Annotated in this window: 8 protein-coding genes and 1 pseudogene; 3 read left to right on the forward strand and 6 right to left on the reverse strand. The window is 63.1% G+C overall.

What is annotated here, in order from left to right:
• The first annotated feature begins 300 nt into the window (after positions 1–300).
• The 3 genes from FS777_RS07100 to glgB all read left to right on the forward strand — a co-directional run bounded on the left by FS777_RS07100 (position 301) and on the right by glgB (position 7,917).
• A complete protein-coding gene (locus tag FS777_RS07100) occupies positions 301–2,319 on the forward strand; it encodes an alpha-1,4-glucan--maltose-1-phosphate maltosyltransferase (protein ID WP_058639572.1) in 2,019 nt (672 codons plus the stop codon).
• 70 nt (positions 2,320–2,389) lie between these two features.
• Positions 2,390–5,710 (forward strand): maltose alpha-D-glucosyltransferase, encoded by a 3,321-nt coding sequence (gene treS, locus FS777_RS07105; protein WP_145254708.1) that lies wholly within the window; start codon positions 2,390–2,392, stop codon positions 5,708–5,710.
• Positions 5,707–7,917: a 1,4-alpha-glucan branching protein GlgB gene (gene glgB, locus FS777_RS07110; RefSeq protein WP_058639574.1), complete on the forward strand. Its 2,211-nt coding sequence runs from the start codon at positions 5,707–5,709 to the stop codon at positions 7,915–7,917. Before treS ends, glgB begins: the two co-directional genes overlap by 4 nt.
• A gap of 213 nt (positions 7,918–8,130) precedes the next feature.
• Here the strand turns inward: glgB and glgX are convergent, their stop codons facing one another.
• The 6 genes and pseudogenes from glgX to glgA form a co-directional block, all read right to left on the reverse strand.
• A complete protein-coding gene (gene glgX, locus FS777_RS07115) occupies positions 8,131–10,284 on the reverse strand; it encodes a glycogen debranching protein GlgX (protein WP_058639575.1) in 2,154 nt (717 codons plus the stop codon).
• Between the two features lie 127 nt (positions 10,285–10,411).
• Positions 10,412–10,705 (reverse strand): DUF2934 domain-containing protein, encoded by a 294-nt coding sequence (locus tag FS777_RS07120; protein WP_058605048.1) that lies wholly within the window; start codon positions 10,703–10,705, stop codon positions 10,412–10,414.
• A 16-nt stretch (positions 10,706–10,721) separates the two neighbouring features.
• Positions 10,722–13,496, reverse strand: coding sequence for a malto-oligosyltrehalose synthase (locus tag FS777_RS07125; protein WP_058639576.1), 2,775 nt, complete (start codon positions 13,494–13,496; stop codon positions 10,722–10,724).
• Entirely contained in the window at positions 13,493–15,562 is a 2,070-nt protein-coding gene (gene malQ / locus FS777_RS07130) for a 4-alpha-glucanotransferase (RefSeq protein WP_145254942.1), read from the reverse strand. Before malQ ends, FS777_RS07125 begins: the two co-directional genes overlap by 4 nt.
• A 6-nt stretch (positions 15,563–15,568) precedes the next feature.
• A pseudogene (treZ, locus tag FS777_RS07135) lies at positions 15,569–17,302 on the reverse strand (malto-oligosyltrehalose trehalohydrolase); the annotation flags it as partial.
• 13 nt (positions 17,303–17,315) lie between these two features.
• Complete coding sequence (glgA, locus tag FS777_RS07140) at positions 17,316–18,875, reverse strand: glycogen synthase GlgA (protein WP_027916213.1); 1,560 nt, start codon at positions 18,873–18,875, stop codon at positions 17,316–17,318.
• Positions 18,876–19,210: the final 335 nt, after the last annotated feature.

A 19,210-nucleotide genomic window follows, 5' to 3' on the forward strand; every position in this document is an offset into this window, starting at 1 on the left:
TTACGCCTTTATCGGGGGTTCTTGACTGGGTGGGTCACCCACGGTTGGCGGCACGGTCGGCTGAATCGGCAGGTCATCCGGGTCACGCTCAGGCTCTGGGGGCGGGAGGTTGGGATCGTCAATGTTCGGATCGGGCGTTTCCGGGGGCGTTGGGAGCGTCATGGCCATGCCTCTTGCGGTTGAGTGAACCTGTCCTGCAGCGTTCGACCGCTGGTGCTTCGAATCAATTCATTTTTGAACCCAGGCTTGGTCGCCGCGCTCTCAATCCTTACCGCCACCAGTCCCAGGGAGCAAGGCCTGATGTCTTTGAACGAGCCCTTCGAAAGCGTGCCCACGGCAAATGATCATCCGGACCAGGTCATCAGCCTGTCCCAGGCCTTGATGGCACCGCGTATCGCCATCGAGGACACCCAGCCGGTGCTCGACGGCGGCGCCTTTGCCGCCAAGGCCATCAGCAACCAGCCGGTTTCGGTCAGCACCAAGGTATTCACCGACGGCCACGACCGGATGGCTGTGGTGTTGAACTGGTGCCAGGCCGGTAGCCGTCGCATTCATTGCGTGCCCATGACTTCGCCCGGCAATGACCTGTGGCTGGCAGAATTCACCCCCACTGAAATCGGGCCGCATGTGTTCAGCATCGAAGCCTGGATCGACCCCTACGCCACCTACTGCTACGACCTGGAGAAAAAGTTCAATGCCGGCGTCGGCGTAAAGCTGGAACTCGAGGAAGGGCGGTTGCTGCTGGGCAAGGGCATTGAATTGAGCAGCGGCGCCTTGCGCGAGCAATTACAGTCGCTGCAAGCCACCTTGCAGACGCTGCCCGAGGATGAACAAGTGGCCCTGCTGCTGGGCGCCGAGGCATCGCAGATGATGGCCGCCGCCGAACACCGCAGCTACCTGACCCGCAGTTGCAACTACCCGCTGGATGTGGACCGCCCGGCCGCGCAATTCGCCAGCTGGTATGAGCTGTTCCCCCGTTCGATCACCGATGATCCCCAGCGCCATGGCACCTTCAACGATGTGCATCAGCGCCTGCCGATGATTCGCGACATGGGCTTTGACGTGTTGTATTTCCCGCCCATTCACCCCATTGGCATGCAGCACAGAAAGGGCCGGAACAATTCGTTGCAGGCCCAGCCGGGGGACCCTGGCAGCCCCTACGCCATTGGCAGTGCCGACGGTGGGCACGATGCGATCCACCCCGAACTCGGCACGCGTGAAGATTTCCGTCGCCTGGTATCGGCGGCAGCCCAGCACGGTCTGGAAATCGCCCTGGACTTCGCCATCCAGTGCTCCCAGGACCATCCGTGGCTCCAGGAACATCCAGGCTGGTTCAGCTGGCGCCCGGACGGCACCATCCGCTATGCCGAGAACCCGCCGAAGAAGTACCAGGACATCGTCAACGTCGACTTCTACGCGCCCGATGCCGTGCCTGGGCTGTGGATCGCCCTGCGTGATGTGATCATCGGTTGGGTGGAGGAGGGCGTGAAAACGTTCCGGGTGGACAACCCGCATACCAAACCCCTGCCGTTCTGGCAGTGGCTGATCGCCAATGTGCGCAGTCGATACCCGGACGTGCTGTTCCTGGCTGAGGCGTTCACCAAGCCCGCCATGATGGCCCGCCTGGGCAAGGTCGGCTATGCGCAGAGCTACACCTATTTCACCTGGCGCAACACCAAGCAGGAGCTGAGCGAGTATTTCGAAACGCTCAACCAGCCGCCGTGGAGCCAATGCTACCGGCCGAACTTCTTCGTCAACACGCCAGACATCAACCCGTTCTTCCTCCAGCAAAATGGCCGGGCCGGCTTCCTCATCCGGGCCGCACTGGCGACCATGGGGTCGGGCTTGTGGGGCATGTACTCGGGCTTCGAGCTGTGCGAAGCGGCAGGGCTGCCGGGCAAGGAAGAATACCTGGACTCGGAGAAGTACGAGATCCGCCCGCGAGACTTTACCCAACCGGGCAACATCATCGCCGAGATCGCCCAGCTCAACCGTATCCGCCGGCAGAACCCGGCCCTGCAGAGCCACCTGGGCCTGACGCTGCTCAACTGCTGGAATGACAACATCCTGTATTTCGCAAAGCGCACCCCCGCCCGTGACAATTACATTCTCATCGCCGTGAGCCTGGACCCGCACAACGCCCAGGAAGCCCATTTCGAACTGCCGTTGTGGGAGCTTGGCCTTGATGACGGTGCCGAAACCCACGGGGAGGACCTGATGAATGGTCATCGCTGGTCGTGGTACGGCAAGACCCAGTTCATGCGCATCGAGCCTTGGCATCAGCCATTCGGTATCTGGCGAATCAGCAAAGTCAGCTGAGCGTGTCAGGGAGCGGGCGCGCCCGCTCTCTGACGGGTTTTTACCGATCAAGCATTCAGAGGAATGGTCCATGGCCAAGCGTACCCGCCCGGCAGCCTTCATCGACGACCCGCTGTGGTACAAGGATGCGGTGATCTACCAGTTGCACATCAAGTCGTTCTTCGATGCCAACAACGACGGTATCGGTGACTTTGCCGGGTTGATCAGCAAGCTCGACTACATCGCTGAGCTGGGCGTAAACACCTTATGGCTGCTTCCGTTCTACCCCTCGCCCCGGCGCGACGACGGCTACGACATCGCCGAATACAAGGCGGTGCATCCGGACTATGGCACCTTGGCCGACGCCCGCCGCTTCATTACCGAGGCGCACAAGCGCGGGCTGCGGGTGATCACCGAGCTGGTCATCAACCACACCAGCGACCAGCACCCGTGGTTTCAACGTGCCCGCCACGCCAAACGTGGCAGCAAGGCCCGTGACTTCTATGTGTGGTCCGATGACGACCACAAATACGACGGCACCCGCATCATCTTCCTCGATACCGAGAAATCCAACTGGACCTGGGACCCGGTGGCAGGCCAGTACTTCTGGCACCGGTTCTATTCCCATCAGCCGGACCTGAACTTCGACAATCCGCAGGTGCTCAAGGCTGTGATCGGCGTGATGCGTTTCTGGCTGGACCTGGGCGTCGATGGCTTGCGGCTCGACGCCATCCCGTACTTGATCGAGCGCGACGGCACCAACAACGAAAACCTGCCCGAAACCCATGGTGTGCTCAAGGCGATCCGGGCCGAGATCGATGCCAATTACCCTGACCGCATGCTGCTCGCCGAGGCCAACCAATGGCCGGAGGACACCCGCCCTTACTTCGGCGAAGGCGATGGGGACGAATGCCACATGGCGTTCCATTTTCCTCTGATGCCGCGCATGTACATGGCGCTTGCGATGGAAGATCGCTTCCCCATCACCGACATCCTGCGCCAGACCCCGGAGATTCCGGCCAACTGCCAGTGGGCCATCTTCCTGCGTAACCACGATGAGCTGACCCTGGAGATGGTCACCGACCGTGAGCGCGACTACCTCTGGAACTACTACGCCGAAGACCGCCGCGCCCGGATCAATCTCGGCATCCGGCGCCGCCTGGCGCCGCTGCTGCAGCGCGACCGGCGCAGGATCGAGCTGCTCACCAGTCTGCTGCTGTCCATGCCAGGTACACCGACGCTGTACTACGGCGATGAGCTGGGCATGGGCGACAACATCTACCTGGGTGATCGCGACGGTGTGCGTACGCCCATGCAGTGGTCGCCTGACCGCAACGGCGGCTTCTCCCGCGCCGACCCACAGCGGCTGGTGCTGCCACCGATCATGGACCCGCTCTACGGCTATCAGACGGTCAACGTCGAAGCGCAGAGCCACGATCCCCATTCACTGCTCAACTGGACCCGTCGCCTGCTCGCCGTGCGCAAGCAGCAGAAAGCCTTCGGCCGCGGCACGCTGCGCACCCTGACACCCAGCAACCGACGCATCCTTGCCTACATCCGGGAGTTCACCGGTGCCGATGGCCACACCGAGGTCATTCTCTGTGTGGCCAACGTGTCCCGCGCAGCCCAGGCTGCGGAACTGGACTTGTCCCAATACGCCGACAAGGTCCCCGTGGAAATGATCGGAGGCAGCGCCTTCCCGCCCATCGGGCAGTTGCCGTTCCTGCTGACCTTGCCGCCTTATGGCTTTTACTGGTTCGTGCTGGCTGCCCACGATCGCATGCCCAGCTGGCATAACCAGCCTACTGAGGGGTTACCGGAATTGACTACATTAGTGCTACGCAAACGTCTGGAAGAGCTGCTCGAGTCGCCTTCACGCGACGCCCTGCAGTCCACCATCCTGCCCCAGTACCTGCCCAAGCGGCGTTGGTTCGCGGGCAAGGAAGGGCCTATTGATCAGGTCGACCTGAGCTATGGCGTGCGCATGACCACGGCCGGCACGCCCGTGCTGCTCAGTGAAATCGAGGTGATCAGCGACGGGGTGACAAGCCGCTACCAGCTGCCGTTCGGCCTGCTGCCCGAGGAGCAGATCAGTACGGCGTTGCCGCAGCAGTTGGCCTTGTCGCGCGTGCGACGGGCCAATGAAGTGGGCATGATCACCGATGCCTTTGTGCTCGAGCCGTTCATTCGCGCGGTGCTCCAGGCCTGTCAGGAGGGCCTGCGCTTGTCCTGTGGGAATGATCAGGGCGAGCTGCATTTCAACCACACCGAACAGTTGGCTGGCCTGGCACTGGGTGATGACAGCCCGGTGCGCTACTTGAGCGCCGAGCAGTCAAACAGTTCGGTAGTGGTGGGCGATTCGGTGGTGCTCAAGTTGATCCGGCGGGTCAACGCAGGCATTCATCCAGAGCTTGAAATGAGTGCTTATCTCACCGCAGCCGGCTTTGCCAACATCTCGCCGTTGCTGGCCTGGGTCAGTCGCGAGGATGCCCAAGGCGCACCGCACCTGTTGATGATCGCCCAAGGCTATCTGAGTAATCAGGGCGATGCCTGGGCCTGGTCCCAGAACACCCTGGAGCGCGCCATTCGCGACCAGATGCAGCCCTCCAGCAGCGAAGGTGAACCGCACACCGACGCGGTCAACGAGCTGCGCGACTTCGCTTCCCTGCTTGGCCAGCGCCTGGGCGAGATGCACCTGATGCTCGCGGCACCTACCGATGACGAGGCTTTCGCGCCTTATCCGAGCACTGCCGAAGACAGCGAGCGGTGGAGTGCACAGATCAGCACAGAGCTGACCCATGCGCTGGATCTGTTGACGCAGCACCGTGACAAGCTCGACGCGGAAAGCCAGGCATTGGTCGATGACCTGCAGCAGCAGCGCGACGGGCTCGCCCAGCGCGTGGCCGAACTGGCACAGCAGGCGCAGGGCGGCCTGTTGATGCGTGTGCATGGCGACCTTCACCTGGGCCAGGTGCTGGTGGTGCAAGGCGATGCCTACCTGATCGACTTCGAGGGGGAACCATCCCGGCCACTGGAAGAGCGCCGGGCCAAGCATAGCCCGTACAAAGATGTCAGCGGTGTGTTGCGCTCTTTCGACTATGCTGCTGCGATGATCCTGCGCAGCGCCTCTACCGTGGACCTTTCCGAGCCGGCGCGACAAGCTCGGCAGCGGGTGGCCCGACAGTACCTTCACCAGTCCCGGCATGCATTCATCGAGGCTTATGGCCTGGCCACCGCGGCCATGCCCCACGCCTGGGAACACGCCGAAGGCGAGCGTGCGGCACTTGAGCTGTTCTGCCTGGAAAAAGCGGCATACGAAATAACTTATGAAGCCGAAAACCGTCCAAGCTGGCTGGCCGTGCCTTTGCATGGCCTGCATGGACTGATCAGTACCTGGGGAGAGTCAGAATGAACGTTTCAACGCGTGAAAACGGCGGTCTTGGCCAACGGGACCTGGATGCCCTGGCGCGCGCCGAGCACGCCGATCCTTTTGCGGTGCTGGGGCCTCACACCGATCCTGCAGGGGGCGTGACCATCCGTGCCTACTTGCCCAATGCACTGGGCGCCCGCGTGCTGGCGCGCGACGACCAGCGCGTACTGGCTGACATGCAGCCCGGCGCGATACCTGGCCTGTTCACCGCGCGCCTGAACGAGGCGCTTCCCTATCAGTTGCACATCAACTGGGCTGGCGGCGAGCAAGTCACGGAAGACCCCTACAGCTTCGGCCCGCAGCTTGGCGACATCGACCTGCACCTGTTCGCCGAGGGCAATCACCGGGACCTGGCAGGGCGTTTTGGTGCCCAGCCGGCACAAGTCGACGGGGTGGACGGGGTGTGCTTCTCGGTATGGGCACCCAATGCGCGCCGGGTATCGGTCGTGGGCGAGTTCAACAACTGGGACGGTCGTCGGCACCCGATGCGCCTGCGCCACGGTGCCGGGGTCTGGGAGCTGTTCATTCCACGCCTGGGCGTGGGTGAGACCTACAAGTTCGAGGTGCTGGGCAAGGATGGGATCCTGCCGCTCAAAGCCGACCCCTTGGCCCGTGCCACCGAATTGCCGCCCAGCACCGCTTCCAAGGTGGCCGGTGCGCTAGCCCATGAATGGCGCGACCAGCAGTGGATGGACGAGCGCGCCCAGCGCCACGCCTACGGCGCCCCCTTGTCGATCTACGAACTGCACCCCGGGTCCTGGCGCTGCGAGCTGGACGAAGCTGGGGAGGTGGGGCGTTTCTACAATTGGCGTGAGTTGGCCGAGCGCCTGGTGCCCTACGTGCAGGAGCTGGGTTTCACCCATATCGAGCTGCTGCCGATCATGGAGCACCCCTTTGGCGGCTCGTGGGGCTACCAGCCCCTGTCGATGTTCGCCCCGACGTCGCGCTATGGCACGGCAGAGGACTTCGCCGCCTTCATCGACGCCTGCCACCAGGCACGCATCGGCGTGATCCTGGACTGGGTGCCGGCGCATTTTCCCACGGACGAACATGGTCTGGCGCGCTTCGACGGCACGGCCCTCTACGAATACGACAACCCGTTCGAAGGCTATCACCAGGACTGGAACACGCTGATCTACAACCTCGGCCGTAACGAGGTGCGGGGCTTCATGATGGCTTCGGCGCTTCACTGGCTCAAACACTTCCACATCGACGGGCTGCGGGTAGATGCCGTGGCGTCGATGCTGTACCGCGACTACTCGCGCAAGGCCGGTGAATGGGTGCCCAATCGCCATGGTGGGCGTGAGAACCTCGAGGCCATCGACTTCATCCGCCACCTCAACGGCGTGGCGGCGCATGAAGCGCCGGGTGCCTTGATCATTGCCGAGGAATCGACGGCCTGGCCTGGCGTGAGCAAGCCAACCGAAGAGGGCGGCCTGGGTTTCCACTACAAGTGGAACATGGGCTGGATGCATGACTCGCTCAGCTACATCCAGAACGACCCTGTGCACCGTGCTCATCACCATAACGAGATGAGCTTCAGCCTGGTATACGCCTACTCCGAGCACTTCATCCTGCCGATCTCCCACGACGAGGTGGTACACGGCAAGCGCTCGCTGATCGACAAGATGCCGGGCGATCGCTGGCAGAAGTTCGCCAACCTGCGTGCCTACCTGGCCTTCATGTGGATGCACCCGGGCAAGAAATTGCTGTTCATGGGCTGCGAGTTCGGCCAGTGGCGCGAATGGAACCACGACCACCAGCTGGACTGGTACCTGCTGCAGTATCCGGAGCACCAGGGTGTACAGCGCCTGGTGGGCGACCTGAACCGCCTGTACCGCGATGTGCCTGCCCTGCATGAGCAGGACTGCAAGCCCGAGGGCTTCCAGTGGTTGATCGGGGATGATGCGCAGAACAGTGTATTCGCCTGGCTGCGGTGGAGCAGCGCGGGCGAGCCAGTGCTGGTGGTTGCCAACTTCACGCCCGTGGTGCGCGAGGGCTACCGCATCGGTGTGCCGTTCGGGGCGCAATGGCAGGAGCTGCTCAACAGCGATGCCGAAGCCTATGCGGGCTCCAATGTTGGTAACATGGGCACGGTCGCCTCGCAGCAGACCCCCTGCCATGGTCAGCCGTTGTCGCTGGCGCTGAACCTGCCTCCGCTGGCGATACTGGTGCTCAAGCCGGTCTGATCGTCAGCTACCCGCGGGCGTTCTGCCCGCGGTGGCTTTACCGCACTGGCCGGCCGTCATAGTCCGGTTGAAGGTGTAGAGCGTGCCTGCCGCAGGCTCAAGCGGTAACAGTCGAACCACCAGAAAAAACCCGCCGGGCAATCCCTGTCTGAGATGGCCCGGCGGGTCTGTGACGACTACGTCACGCATTGCGCGTGACGTATGCGCTTGCCATCAATCTTCGCTGTGCTGGAGCACCATCAGCGCCACCGAGCGCCCTGTCAGGTCAAACGAGCTGTCGAATGGCAGGTCTTCGGGTTTGCGCAGTTGTGGCCGGTCTGTATCCATCACGCAGCTCCAGTGTTCGCCCTCTGGAACGCTGGGCAGTTTGAACGGCACGGTATCGTGGTGGGCGTTGACGATCAGCAACACGGTGGACTCCGAACCTGGACGGGCAATGCCACTGACCTGCGCACGACCATCGATCAGCATGCCCAGGCAGCGACCGTTAGGGTCTTCCCACTGTTCAACGCTCATCTCGTTGCCATCGGGCGCCAGCCATGTCACGTCCTTGACGCCGATTGCCTCGTTGTAATCGCCCACCAGGAAGCTTGAACGCCGCAGCACCGGATACTTCTGGCGCAGACGGGTCAGGCGCTTGACGAACGCCAGCAGTGCCTGGCCTTCTTCATCCAGATCCCAGTTCACCCAACCGATTTCGCTGTCCTGGCAATAGGCATTGTTGTTGCCGTGCTGGGTGCGGCTGAATTCATCGCCGGCAACGATCATCGGCGTGCCCTGGGCAAACAGCAGGGTCGCGAAGAAGTTACGCATCTGGCGCATGCGCAAGGCGTTGATTTCCGCATCTTCGGTTGGGCCTTCGGCGCCGCAGTTCCAGGACAGGTTATTGCTGGTGCCATCCTGGTTGTTCTCGTCGTTGTCCTCGTTGTGCTTCTCGTTGTACGACACCAGGTCGCGCAAGGTGAAGCCGTCGTGGGCAGTGATGAAGTTGACCGACGAATACGGCCTGCGGCCGCGGTTGTTGAACATGTCGCCAGAGCCGGTCATGCGGGCGGCAAAATCGGCCAGTTGGCCCTCGTCGCCCTTCCAGAAAGCGCGCACGGTGTCACGGAAACGGTCGTTCCACTCAGCCCAGCCCGGTGCGAAATTGCCTACCTGGTAGCCACCTGGGCCACAGTCCCATGGCTCGGCAATCAGTTTGACCTGCCGCAGCAGCGGGTCCTGGCGGCAGGCTACGAGGAAGCTGTGACGCTCACTGTAGCCGTCGTGGTAGCGACCCAGAATGGTCGCCAGGTCGAAGCGGAAGCCGTCGACATGCATCTCGCCTGCCCAGTAACGCAGCGAATCGGTCACCAGTTGCAGGACGCACGGATGGCTCAGGTCCAAGGTGTTGCCGGTGCCCGAGTCGTTGATGTAGTAACGCTTCTGGTCGGGCATCAGGCGGTAGTACGACGCGTTGTCGATGCCGCGCATGGAGAGCGTGGGGCCCATCTCGTTGCCTTCGGCGGTGTGGTTGTAGACCACATCGAGGATCAGCTCCAGGCCCGCGTCGTGCAGGTGCGCCACCATCTCCTTGAATTCGGCGATCTTGCCGCTGGCCAGGTAGCTTGGGTGCGGTGCAAAGAACGCGATGGTGTTGTAGCCCCAATAGTTGTTCAGGCCCTTGTCGAGCAGGTGCTGGTCATTGACGAATGCATGGATGGGCAGCAGCTCGATGCTGGAGACGCCCAGGTCCTTGATGTGCTTGAGCAGCTCGTCGTTGGCCAGGCCCGCGAAGGTGCCTTGCAGGTTCTCAGGCACGGCCGGGTGGCGCTTGCTGATGCCCTTGGTGTGGGCCTCGTACACGACGGTCTTATCCCAAGGGGTTTGGACACGGTTGTCCCGGCCCCAGGTGAACGCCGGGTCGATGACCTTGCACTTGGGCACGAAGGGGGCGCTGTCGCGCTCGTCGAACGACAGGTCACCGTCTGGGTGGCCAATGGTGTAGCCAAACAGCGCCTCGGACCATTTCAGCTCACCGACCAACTGCTTGGCGTAGGGATCGATCAGCAGTTTGTTGGGGTTGAAGCGGTGGCCGTTTTCAGGCTCGTAAGGGCCATGCACGCGATAGCCGTAGATCAGGCCCGGGTGCGCGTCAGGCAGATAACCGTGATAGATCTCGTCGGTGTATTCAGGCAGCTCGATACGCTCGAGCTCTTTCTCGCCGGTGGCGTCGAATACGCACAGCTCGACCTTGGTGGCGTTCGCCGAGAAGATGGCGAAGTTCACGCCCAGGCCGTCCCAGGTGGCGCCGAGGGGGTAGGGTAAGCCTTCGCGAATGCGCGACGGTGCAACGGAGCGGGTTTTCTTTGCGGTGCGCGGGCTCATGGCAATCCTCGAATGGCCTTGTCTGGAAAATAAGGTTGGGTACTGCAACGGCCTTGTCGTCATCAGGCCTGGCAACCGAGGTGCTCGGTGCCAGTGCGGTGCTGAAGACGGCAGGGCCGTGGATGGTTCAGCTAGCGGTCGGCTTTTTCGGTGCGCGTGGCTTCTTCGAAGCCGCAGGCTTCACCCCTGGCAATGCAGCGACTTTAGGGTCAGCTGGAGGCTTGGGTGCAGCAGCGGCCTTGGGCTTGGCAGGCGCCTTTGGCTTGGCCGGGGCCTTGGCTTTGGCCCCAGGGGCTTTGGCTTCGGCTTCCGCCAATTTGCGGGCCATGTCCCAGTGACGTTCTTCCTCGCCGTGTGGCTTACCTTCCGACTCCCAGATCTGGTAGGCAAACTCGCGTATGCGTTTATCATCGACACTCATATGACGCTCCTGAATGCTAGTTATCTTCGATCAACAGATTGACTGGAAAGTCCGACAGCACAGCACACACCATCAACTCTCTTACAGGGCTGACAACGGCCCCACCGAAAAGTCCAGTCGAATTGGCAGGTGAGAAGTCGAACGGCAATACGACCCGGGTATCTTCCCAGTTCTGTGGGGGGACGTGAGGGCTCTGTGCCGCGCCCAGCAGACCGCTGGCCAAGCGCGGCGCGACAATCACGGCGCGTTGTGAGTCGCCCAGGCGGGCGAAGGCGACGACCTTGTCGGCATGGCGCCCCTTGACGGTCAACGGCAGGTAACTGCCCCGGCGGAACAGCTCCGGGTTGGCCATGCGGCAGTCGAGCACGCGGGCCACCAGCGCCTGCTTTACCCGGCCGTCATGCCAGTGGCTTAACAACGCGTCGAGCGGCGCGGCCTCTGCCAAGGTGCTGCGTCGAGCGGGATAGTCGACGGGCCGGCGGTTGTCTGGGTCCACCAGGCTGAAGTCCCAGTATTCGTTACCCTGATACAGATCAGGCACCCCTGGCACGGTCATGCGCATGAACGCCTGCACCAGGCTGTTGAGCGCACCCGGGCAACTGATCAGCTGCGCCGCCTCGGCGATGGAGGTGCGCAGGGGCAGGGCATCGGCCTCCAGCAGTAGGCCTTCGAGATAGCGAGCACAGCCCTTTTCGTAGGCTTCGTTGGGGGCGTTCCAACTGCTGCGCAGCTTGGCCTCGCGCAGCGCTTTCTGTTGCCACTGACCGACACGCTCGGCGTATTGCTTAAGGCCTTGGGCGTCATCGACGGCCAGGTCCAACGGCCAGGTGCCCAACAGGGTCTGGAGCAGCAGCATTTCATCACCAGGACTCGGCGCCAGCCCATCCTCGAGCGGTGTGTGCAATGGCGCTGCCAGCTCGCGCCAGTGCGCCATGCGGCTGGCCAGCCAAGGCCCGCGCTCGCTCAGCACAGCCAGGCGGGCGCGCGTGTCTTCACCGCGCTTGTGGTCATGGGTGGCGGTGGCCAGCAGGTTGTCCGGGAAGTCCCGCAGGCGTCGCTGAGCCTCGTTGTGGAAGTGCTCCAGCGGAGCGCTGAAGCGTTCGGCCTCAAAGCCCACATCGTTGCGCGAGAGCAACCTTGCGCTGCGGTAGAACGCGGTGTCTTCGACGGCCTTGGCCGCGCTGGGGGCCGTCAATTGCTGGAAGCGTACGCAGGCGTGGCGCAGTTGCTTGCGGGTACGGCCAGGTGGCAGCTGGCGCCAACCTTCGCCGCCCAACCATTTTTCCAGTTGCTCCAGCAAGGGCCAGTCGGCCTCGCTCAGGTCCTGGCGCGCATCGGCCAGGGCCTGCTGGAAGAATGCCTCATCCTCGGCCGGGCGGCCACACGCATTGAAGTAGGTGCGGTAAACCGGGTAGTGCGCGACCAGTGCCTGCAGGGCGCGACGAATGGCACCCAAGGATAAATCGCGGGTCATCAGGTCGTTGCGCGCAACCTGCAGGAGAGCTTGCGCCACCGATTCGCAGTCACCTGCCAAGCTTGCGTTGAGCACCAGATGGCGCGCCAGGCGCACTTCTTCGGTAAACGCCGGGCGCTCGCTGACCGTCGACCACAGTTCGGTCAGCGGGGCCTCACCGGCCGGGTCGTGCTGCAACAGCGAGACCTGGTTCATGAACTCGTAGCCGGTGGTGCCATCGGTGAGCCAGTCGCGGTGCAGATGCTCATCGACGCCCAGGATTTTCTCGACGTAGATGGGGAAGTGCTCAACGCAAGCGTCCAGTGGGCGGCTGGCCATCAGGCTGTCCACGCGTCGGCGCAGCTTGCGGCAATAACCGCGTGGGTCTGCCAGGCCGTCGATGTGGTCGATGCGCAGGCCATCGACCAGGCCGCGTTCAATCAACTCGAACAGCTTGGCATGGGTGGCTTCGAACACCACCGGGCGCTCGACCCGCAAACCGCCCAGCTCATTGATGTCGAAAAAGCGCCGCCAGTTGATGTCGTCGGCAGCGGTGCGCCAGCTGGCCAGGCGATAGGTCTGACGCTCGAGCAGCAGGTGAAGGCGCTTGAAGCCGGCCTCGCTGCGGCTGTCGAATGCCACCAGGGCCGAGGCCAGGTCGGCGCCTTCGCGCACCCGACGGGCCAGTTCGGCTTGCAACGGCGCGGCATCGTCAAGCGGGGTGGCGGACTCGCCAAGGGCGGTGAACTGTTCGGCCAGGCTGGTCAGGGTCGGGTCAGCGCTGAGCGCCAGCACCCAGCCGTAATCGACCGGGCAGATCGGGAAGCGGTGCTCATAGTGAGCGATTTGCAGTACCCCCTGGTCGGCGTCGAATTCCAGGGGGATCTGGCCTTCCTTCAGCGCTACACCGTAATCGCTGCCCAGGAACGGCAACAACAATTGGCCAGCCAGCAGCGGGTCGGTGGAGTGCCACTGGATATCGAAGAACTCCGCATACGGGCTGCGGCGCCCCCAGGCCAGCAGGCTCTGCCACCAGGGGTTGTCAGCGCCGCCAACGGCCATGTGGTTGGACACGGTGTCCACGATCAGGCCCATGCCATGCTGGCGCAGCGCTTTGACCAGGCGCTCGAGCGCCGCTTCGCCGCCCAGTTCCGGGTTGACCTGGGTAGGATCGACGACGTCGTAGCCGTGGCGCGAACCTGCGCGGGCCTTGAGGATCGGCGAGGCGTACAGGTGGCTGATGCCCAGTTGGGCAAAGTACGGCACCAACGGCAGGGCATGGTCCAGGGTAAAGTCGCTGTGGAACTGCAGGCGCAGGGTCGCGGTAAGCGGTTTCATCGGTCGCGCTCCCATGCCTGCTCGCGCGCTTGCGCCAGCACTTCCAGGCGCCGTGCGGCATCCTTGTCGTCAAGCATGTGGCTTGCCGCCTCGGTAAAGCGGCGGCGCCAGTTGGGATGCCCTTCGGTGGTGCCGGGCATGTTCGGCTGTTCTTCCAGACCCAGCAGGTCTTCAAGCGGGACCAGCACCAGCGGAGCTTTGGTGTGGCCTACATAACCAATCGCGGCATCGATCACGGCAGTGTCGTCCTTCAGCGGGCCATAGTGGGTTTCAAGCGTGCGGCGCAAGCCGTCGTGTTCTTTGCGGCGGTCATCGCGCCATTGCTGCTCGGTGGATTCATCAATCAAACCCAGGCGCCGGCTCCATTCGACGTCGCGGTTTGTCAGCCAACCTGCCACGGTCGCCAGGTCATGGGTGCCGGTGGTCGCCAAGGCGTCGTCGGGCCACTGTAGCTGGGGGGTGAATTGGCCTGGGGAGGTCTGCTCGAAGGGCAGCACGCGCATGCCCAGGATGTTTTTCTGCGCCAAGGCCTCGCGTAGACCGTCCGGTACCGTGCCCAGGTCTTCACCCAGGATGATTGCACCGTGGCGGCTGGCTTCGAGCGCCAGCAAGCGCAGCATGTCTTCGAGCGGGTAGTACAGGTAGGCGCCTTCATTGGGTTTGCAGCCGCGCGGGATCAGCCAGAGCCGTTGCAAACCCATCACATGGTCGATGCGCAGGCCACCGGCGTGGGCAAGGTTCGCACGCAGCATCTCGATGAACGCGCGGTAGCCGTTGCGCTTGAGCCCTTCGGGCGAGAACCCGCAGATGCCCCAGTCCTGGCCCGAGCGATTGAGGATGTCAGGTGGCGCGCCAACGGTAAGGTTGGCCAGCAGTTCGTCCTGGCGGCTCCAGGCCTGGCTGCCAGCGCCATCGGCGCCAACGGCAAGGTCGGCAATCAGGCCCACTACCATGCCGCTGCCTTTGGCAGCCTCCTGGGCGCGCTGCAGGCTGCGCTCGGTCAGCCATTGGCAGAACGCGTGAAACTCCACCCTGGCCGGATAACTTTCGGCCAAGGCGCGGACTTCGGTCCCAAATGGGTCGCGCCACGCCTCTGGCCAGTTGCGCCAATCAGCGCCATGGCCTTTGTCGACCGCCTCGGCTTGCAGTACTTCAAAACGGCAATGGTGCTCCAGCGCCTCGCCTGCGGCCTGGCGATAGCTTTCGAAATCGGCGCGTTGCGGGTGATCGCCTTGGCTGAAGTGCTGGTAAAGCGCGTCCAGCAGCTTGTACCGGGCATCGGCTGCGCGCGGCCAGTCCACCAAAGGCTCTTGCTCGAGCGAGGTCAGTGTCTGCTCCAGGTGGCAGGCCTCGATAGCCAGGCGCACGGTGCGCTCACCCAGGATGGCCGCCGGGCTTGCGTAAAGCGTATTGAGCAGCAGCCTGCTCGATGGCGAGTAGGGGCTATAGTGCTGCTGATCGAAGGCCGACAAGGCATGGATAGGGCTGATCGCCACTGCATCGGCGCCCCGTTCAGCGGCACTGCGTACCAGTTGCTCGAGGGCCATGCAGTCGCCGTAGCCCCCATCGCCTGGGCGGCGCAGACTGTAGAGCTGCGCCGACAAGCCCCAGCAGCGCGCGGGGGCCGCCTGAACCAAGTCATGCAGCGATGGGCAAGCGGACGGGGCGACAGCGAGCGTAAAGCGGTGCTGGGCCACCTCCAGTTGGTGATAGCCGACCGGCAAATCACCTGGCAGGTGGGCCTGGGCATCAAGCTGCAAGTCGATGCTGCTGCTATCTTCCAACTGTCCGCGCACGCCGGCCTGCGCTGGGAAATACCGCGAGAGGTCGAGCGGCTTGCCCTGGTCGGCAGTGAGCAGCGGCGGAACGTGTTGTGCGTCGTCGCTACGTTCGAGCCTGGACAGGCTGTCCTGCAATTGCGCCTCGTCGCTAGCCCTATGGCCAAGGGCTTCAAGCAGTTTGCGCAGTACCTCATCGGTCACTTGCTGCGGTTTGTTGTTGGCATCCACCCAGTCGCGGGCAAGGCCCGCGCGCTGAGCGAGCCGGTGAAGCAGGGAATCGCTCATTGCATCTTCTGGTCTGGGGGGTAGCAGGGTGACCACGCAGCTGTAGGGCGAAAGCGTCGAGCCGGCGTGCGCCTTGTCGCCGCTGTCGAAAAGGCAACTGCCGGCAGGCGCAGCCTCCAGGTGCAGAGGCTGGTCGCCCAGGTTCAGGTCGATGCGCAATGTGCTGCCATCGCCCAGCTGCCAGCGTGCAGTCAGTGCCTTGTCAGCCAACACCTCGGCGCCCAGGGGGCGGGTACCGGGCAGGCGTGGGACAAGCTGCTGACGGCGCGTCGTGAGCAGCTGCTGGTACAGCCCATGCCAGCCGGCAATCACATCCTGCGGGTCAGGCCTGGAGGCGTGGAAGGTCTGCTCGGCGTTGGGGTCGGGTATACGCGCGCGCTTTTCGGGGTCGGCAAAGGCGGCAAAATGTTCGAACTCACCGCGCCGGCCTTCGCGCACCGCATCGGCGAGCTCATCATGAAAATCGGTGAAGAACAGGAAGGGTGCACGGCTACCGTCGTCATCGCCCATGAACAGCAAGGGAATCATGGGGCTGAGCAGCAACAGCCCGGTCGCTGCGCGCAGGGCCGCAGGCGAAGTCAGCCGGGTCAGGCGCTCGCCCATGGCGCGGTTGCCGATCTGATCGTGGTTCTGCAAAAACAGCACGAAGGCGCTGGGCGGCAGGTGGCCGCTGGGTTCGCCGCGTGGTTCGCCGTGGCGGTTGGGCTGGCCCTGGAACACGAAGCCCTCGCCAAGGCAGCGCGCCAGCTTGCCGATCGGGTCGTCCTTGTAGTCTTCGTAGTAACCCTCGGTTTCATTGGTCAGCAACACGTGCAGCGCGTTGTGGCCATCATCGTTCCACTGCGCGTCGAAGCCTTGTTCAAGCAAGAAAGCCTGGTTGTGTTCGTTTTCCAGCACTAACCAGACGTGTCGACCCGGCTCGACGGCCTCGCGCACACGCTGGGCCAGCTCCTCGAGGAAGTCCGGCTGGTCGATGGCATGTACCGCATCGAGTCGCAGGCCATCGATGCGGTAGTCGCATATCCACATCAGCGCGTTCTGGATGAAAAATTCGCGCACTTCCGGCCGCCGGAAGTCGATGGCGGCCCCCCAGGGAGTGTGGCGGTCCTCTCGGAAGAACGAGCTGGCGTACTCATGCAGGAAGTTGCCATCCGGGCCGAAGTGGTTGTAGACCACATCGAGCATCACCATCAGCCCGTGGCCGTGTGCCTGGTCCACCAGGCTGCACAGTTGCTCAGGAGTGCCGTAGTTGTGCTGCGCTGCATAAGGCAGCACGCCGTCGTAGCCCCAGTTGCGGGTACCTGGGAATTGGCTGATTGGCATCAGTTCGATGGCGGTAATGCCGGTCGAGGCGATACGTTGCAGATGGCTTGCCACGCCTTCATAGCCACCAAGTACGCCCACATGCAGCTCCTGGATCACCGCTTCGTACCAGGGGCGGCCTTGCCAGCAATGCTGCCAGGCGTAACCGCCCAGGTTCACGACCTGGCTGGGGCCATGAACGCCTTCGGGTTGGAAGCGCGATGCAGGGTCAGCAACGCGAAGCTCGCCATTGATGCAGTAGCGGTACAAGTCCCCTGGCTTGGCAGGGGCGGTGCCGGTGAACCAGCCATCGGCCTCGGGGGCGAGGGCGACGGCTTCCTGGTGTTGCAATTCCACACTCACGCTGCGCGCGTCGGGTGCCCAGAGGGCGAAGCGCGCCGACGTGGCGTCCTCTAAGTGTGCGCCATGCCTTTGCATCTTCGACCTCTCTTCAGTAATGAGCCAGCTGGGCTTGCTTGACTAGGTCTTCGTACAGGCGTGCGTAGGGTTCCACTGCCTGGCACCAGTTGAATGGCTGGGTCATGGACAGGCAGCGCATGGCATTGAGCAGGTCTTTTTTCTGGTAGATGTAGAACGCCCGGCTGAGCGCCTCGCGGTAGCTTTCCACCGTCGATTCATCGAACAGGAAACCTGTAACGCCGTTCTCGATGGTGTCGGCCAGCCCGCCGGTCTTGCGCGCAACGGGCAGCGAGCCGAAACGCTGGGCGTACATCTGGCTCAGGCCACAGGGCTCGTAGCGCGAGGGCATCAACAGGAAGTCGCTGCCGGCGAACATGCGGCGTGCATCGGTTTCGTTGAAGCCGATGCGCACACCAACGCGGCCGGGATGACGCAGGGCCAGTTCGCGCATGGCCTGCTCTTCCTCGGGTTCGCCGCGGCCGATGATTGCAATTTGGCCGCCTTGCTCGACGATGTACTCGGCAACGCCCAGGGTCAGGTCCAGGCCTTTCTGGTAGACCAGGCGCGAGACCACGGCAAACAGCGGCCCCTCGGAAGGGTCCAGCTGGAACAGCTCGCGCACCGCCTGGGCATTACGCGCCTTGCCCTCCCAGTCGTTGATGCTGAAATTATGCTGCAGGTGCTTGTCGGTCGCCGCATCCCAGCTTTCGTCGATACCGTTGGGAATGCCGCCCAACAGCCCTTGTTGCGCCTTGCTGGCCAGGAAACCGTCCAGGCCGCAGCCGAATTCGGGCGTGGTGATTTCCTGGGCGTAGGTGGCACTGACCGTGGTGATGTGGCTGGAGTAGGCCAGGCCAGCTTTCAGGAAGGAGAGCTTGCCGTAGAACTCCATGCCCTCCTGCTGCATGGCATGGTCGGGAATGGCCAGCTCCGGGCTGCAGCCACGGCTGTAGACACCTTGATACGCCAGGTTGTGAATGGTGAACAGGGTCGGCGTACTCAAGCCGCGCCAGTGCATGTACGCAGGGGCCAGCCCCGCTGGCCAGTCATGGGCATGCACCATCTCCGGTTTCCAGTGGATCATGCCTTCACCGGCTGCGATTTCTGCAGCCGCCAGGCCCAGGCGGGCGAAACGGATATGGTTGTCCGGCCAGTCGCGACCGTTTTCTGCTGCGTAGGGCGTGCCAGGGCGCTGGTAGAGCTCCGGGCAGATCAACACGTAGATCACCAGGCCGTCGGGCAAGTCCATCCGGCCAATCTTGCAAGGTGGCAAGGCCGCGTGGCCGCCCAGCTCGCCGACGATGTGGATGGGGTTGTCGCTTTCGACGACCTGCGGGTAGCCCGGGATCAGCACGCGCACGTCGTGCAGGTGCGCCAGTGCCCGTGGCAGCGCAGCGGAGACGTCGCCCAAGCCACCGGTCTTCACCAGGTCAGCGATTTCCGAGGTGACGAAAAGGATCTTGCGTTTGTTCGGGTTGTTCTGGCGCTGGGCGCCAGGTGCCTTGCCTGTCTTGGCGAGCTCCGGGATGAGCGGTTCGCGATGTTCCGAGGTAAAGGTAGCTACTTGAGTCGCGACAGCGGCACTGATCATTGTTTCTCTCCGTCCCTAAGCTTGGCCGGGCACTGATAAACCGCGGCGGTCTTTCGTGTTGATTCTCTCTTTGCGAATTCTGCGTAATGCAATCCTTGCCCCCGAGTCGTGCGCACAGGCACAGCGCATTCGGCATTCTGGCCAAAAGGCGAGTGGACTGGTTGGGGTGGGCGGGCCATGCGTGGGAATAACCCATTTCATCTGGCCTGCTTAGTTCCTGACCTGCCGTCTTTCCTTAAAGTTCGACTTTTTTTCCGTTGCTCTTCCATTGAGCAAATGGCGGGCCGGAACCTGAGTGTAGGAGAGAAATATTACAAATGTGACCGAACGGTCAT

The organism is Pseudomonas sp. DE0157 (assembly GCF_007678615.1).
Taxonomy (GTDB): Bacteria; Pseudomonadota; Gammaproteobacteria; order Pseudomonadales; family Pseudomonadaceae; genus Aquipseudomonas; species Aquipseudomonas parafulva_B.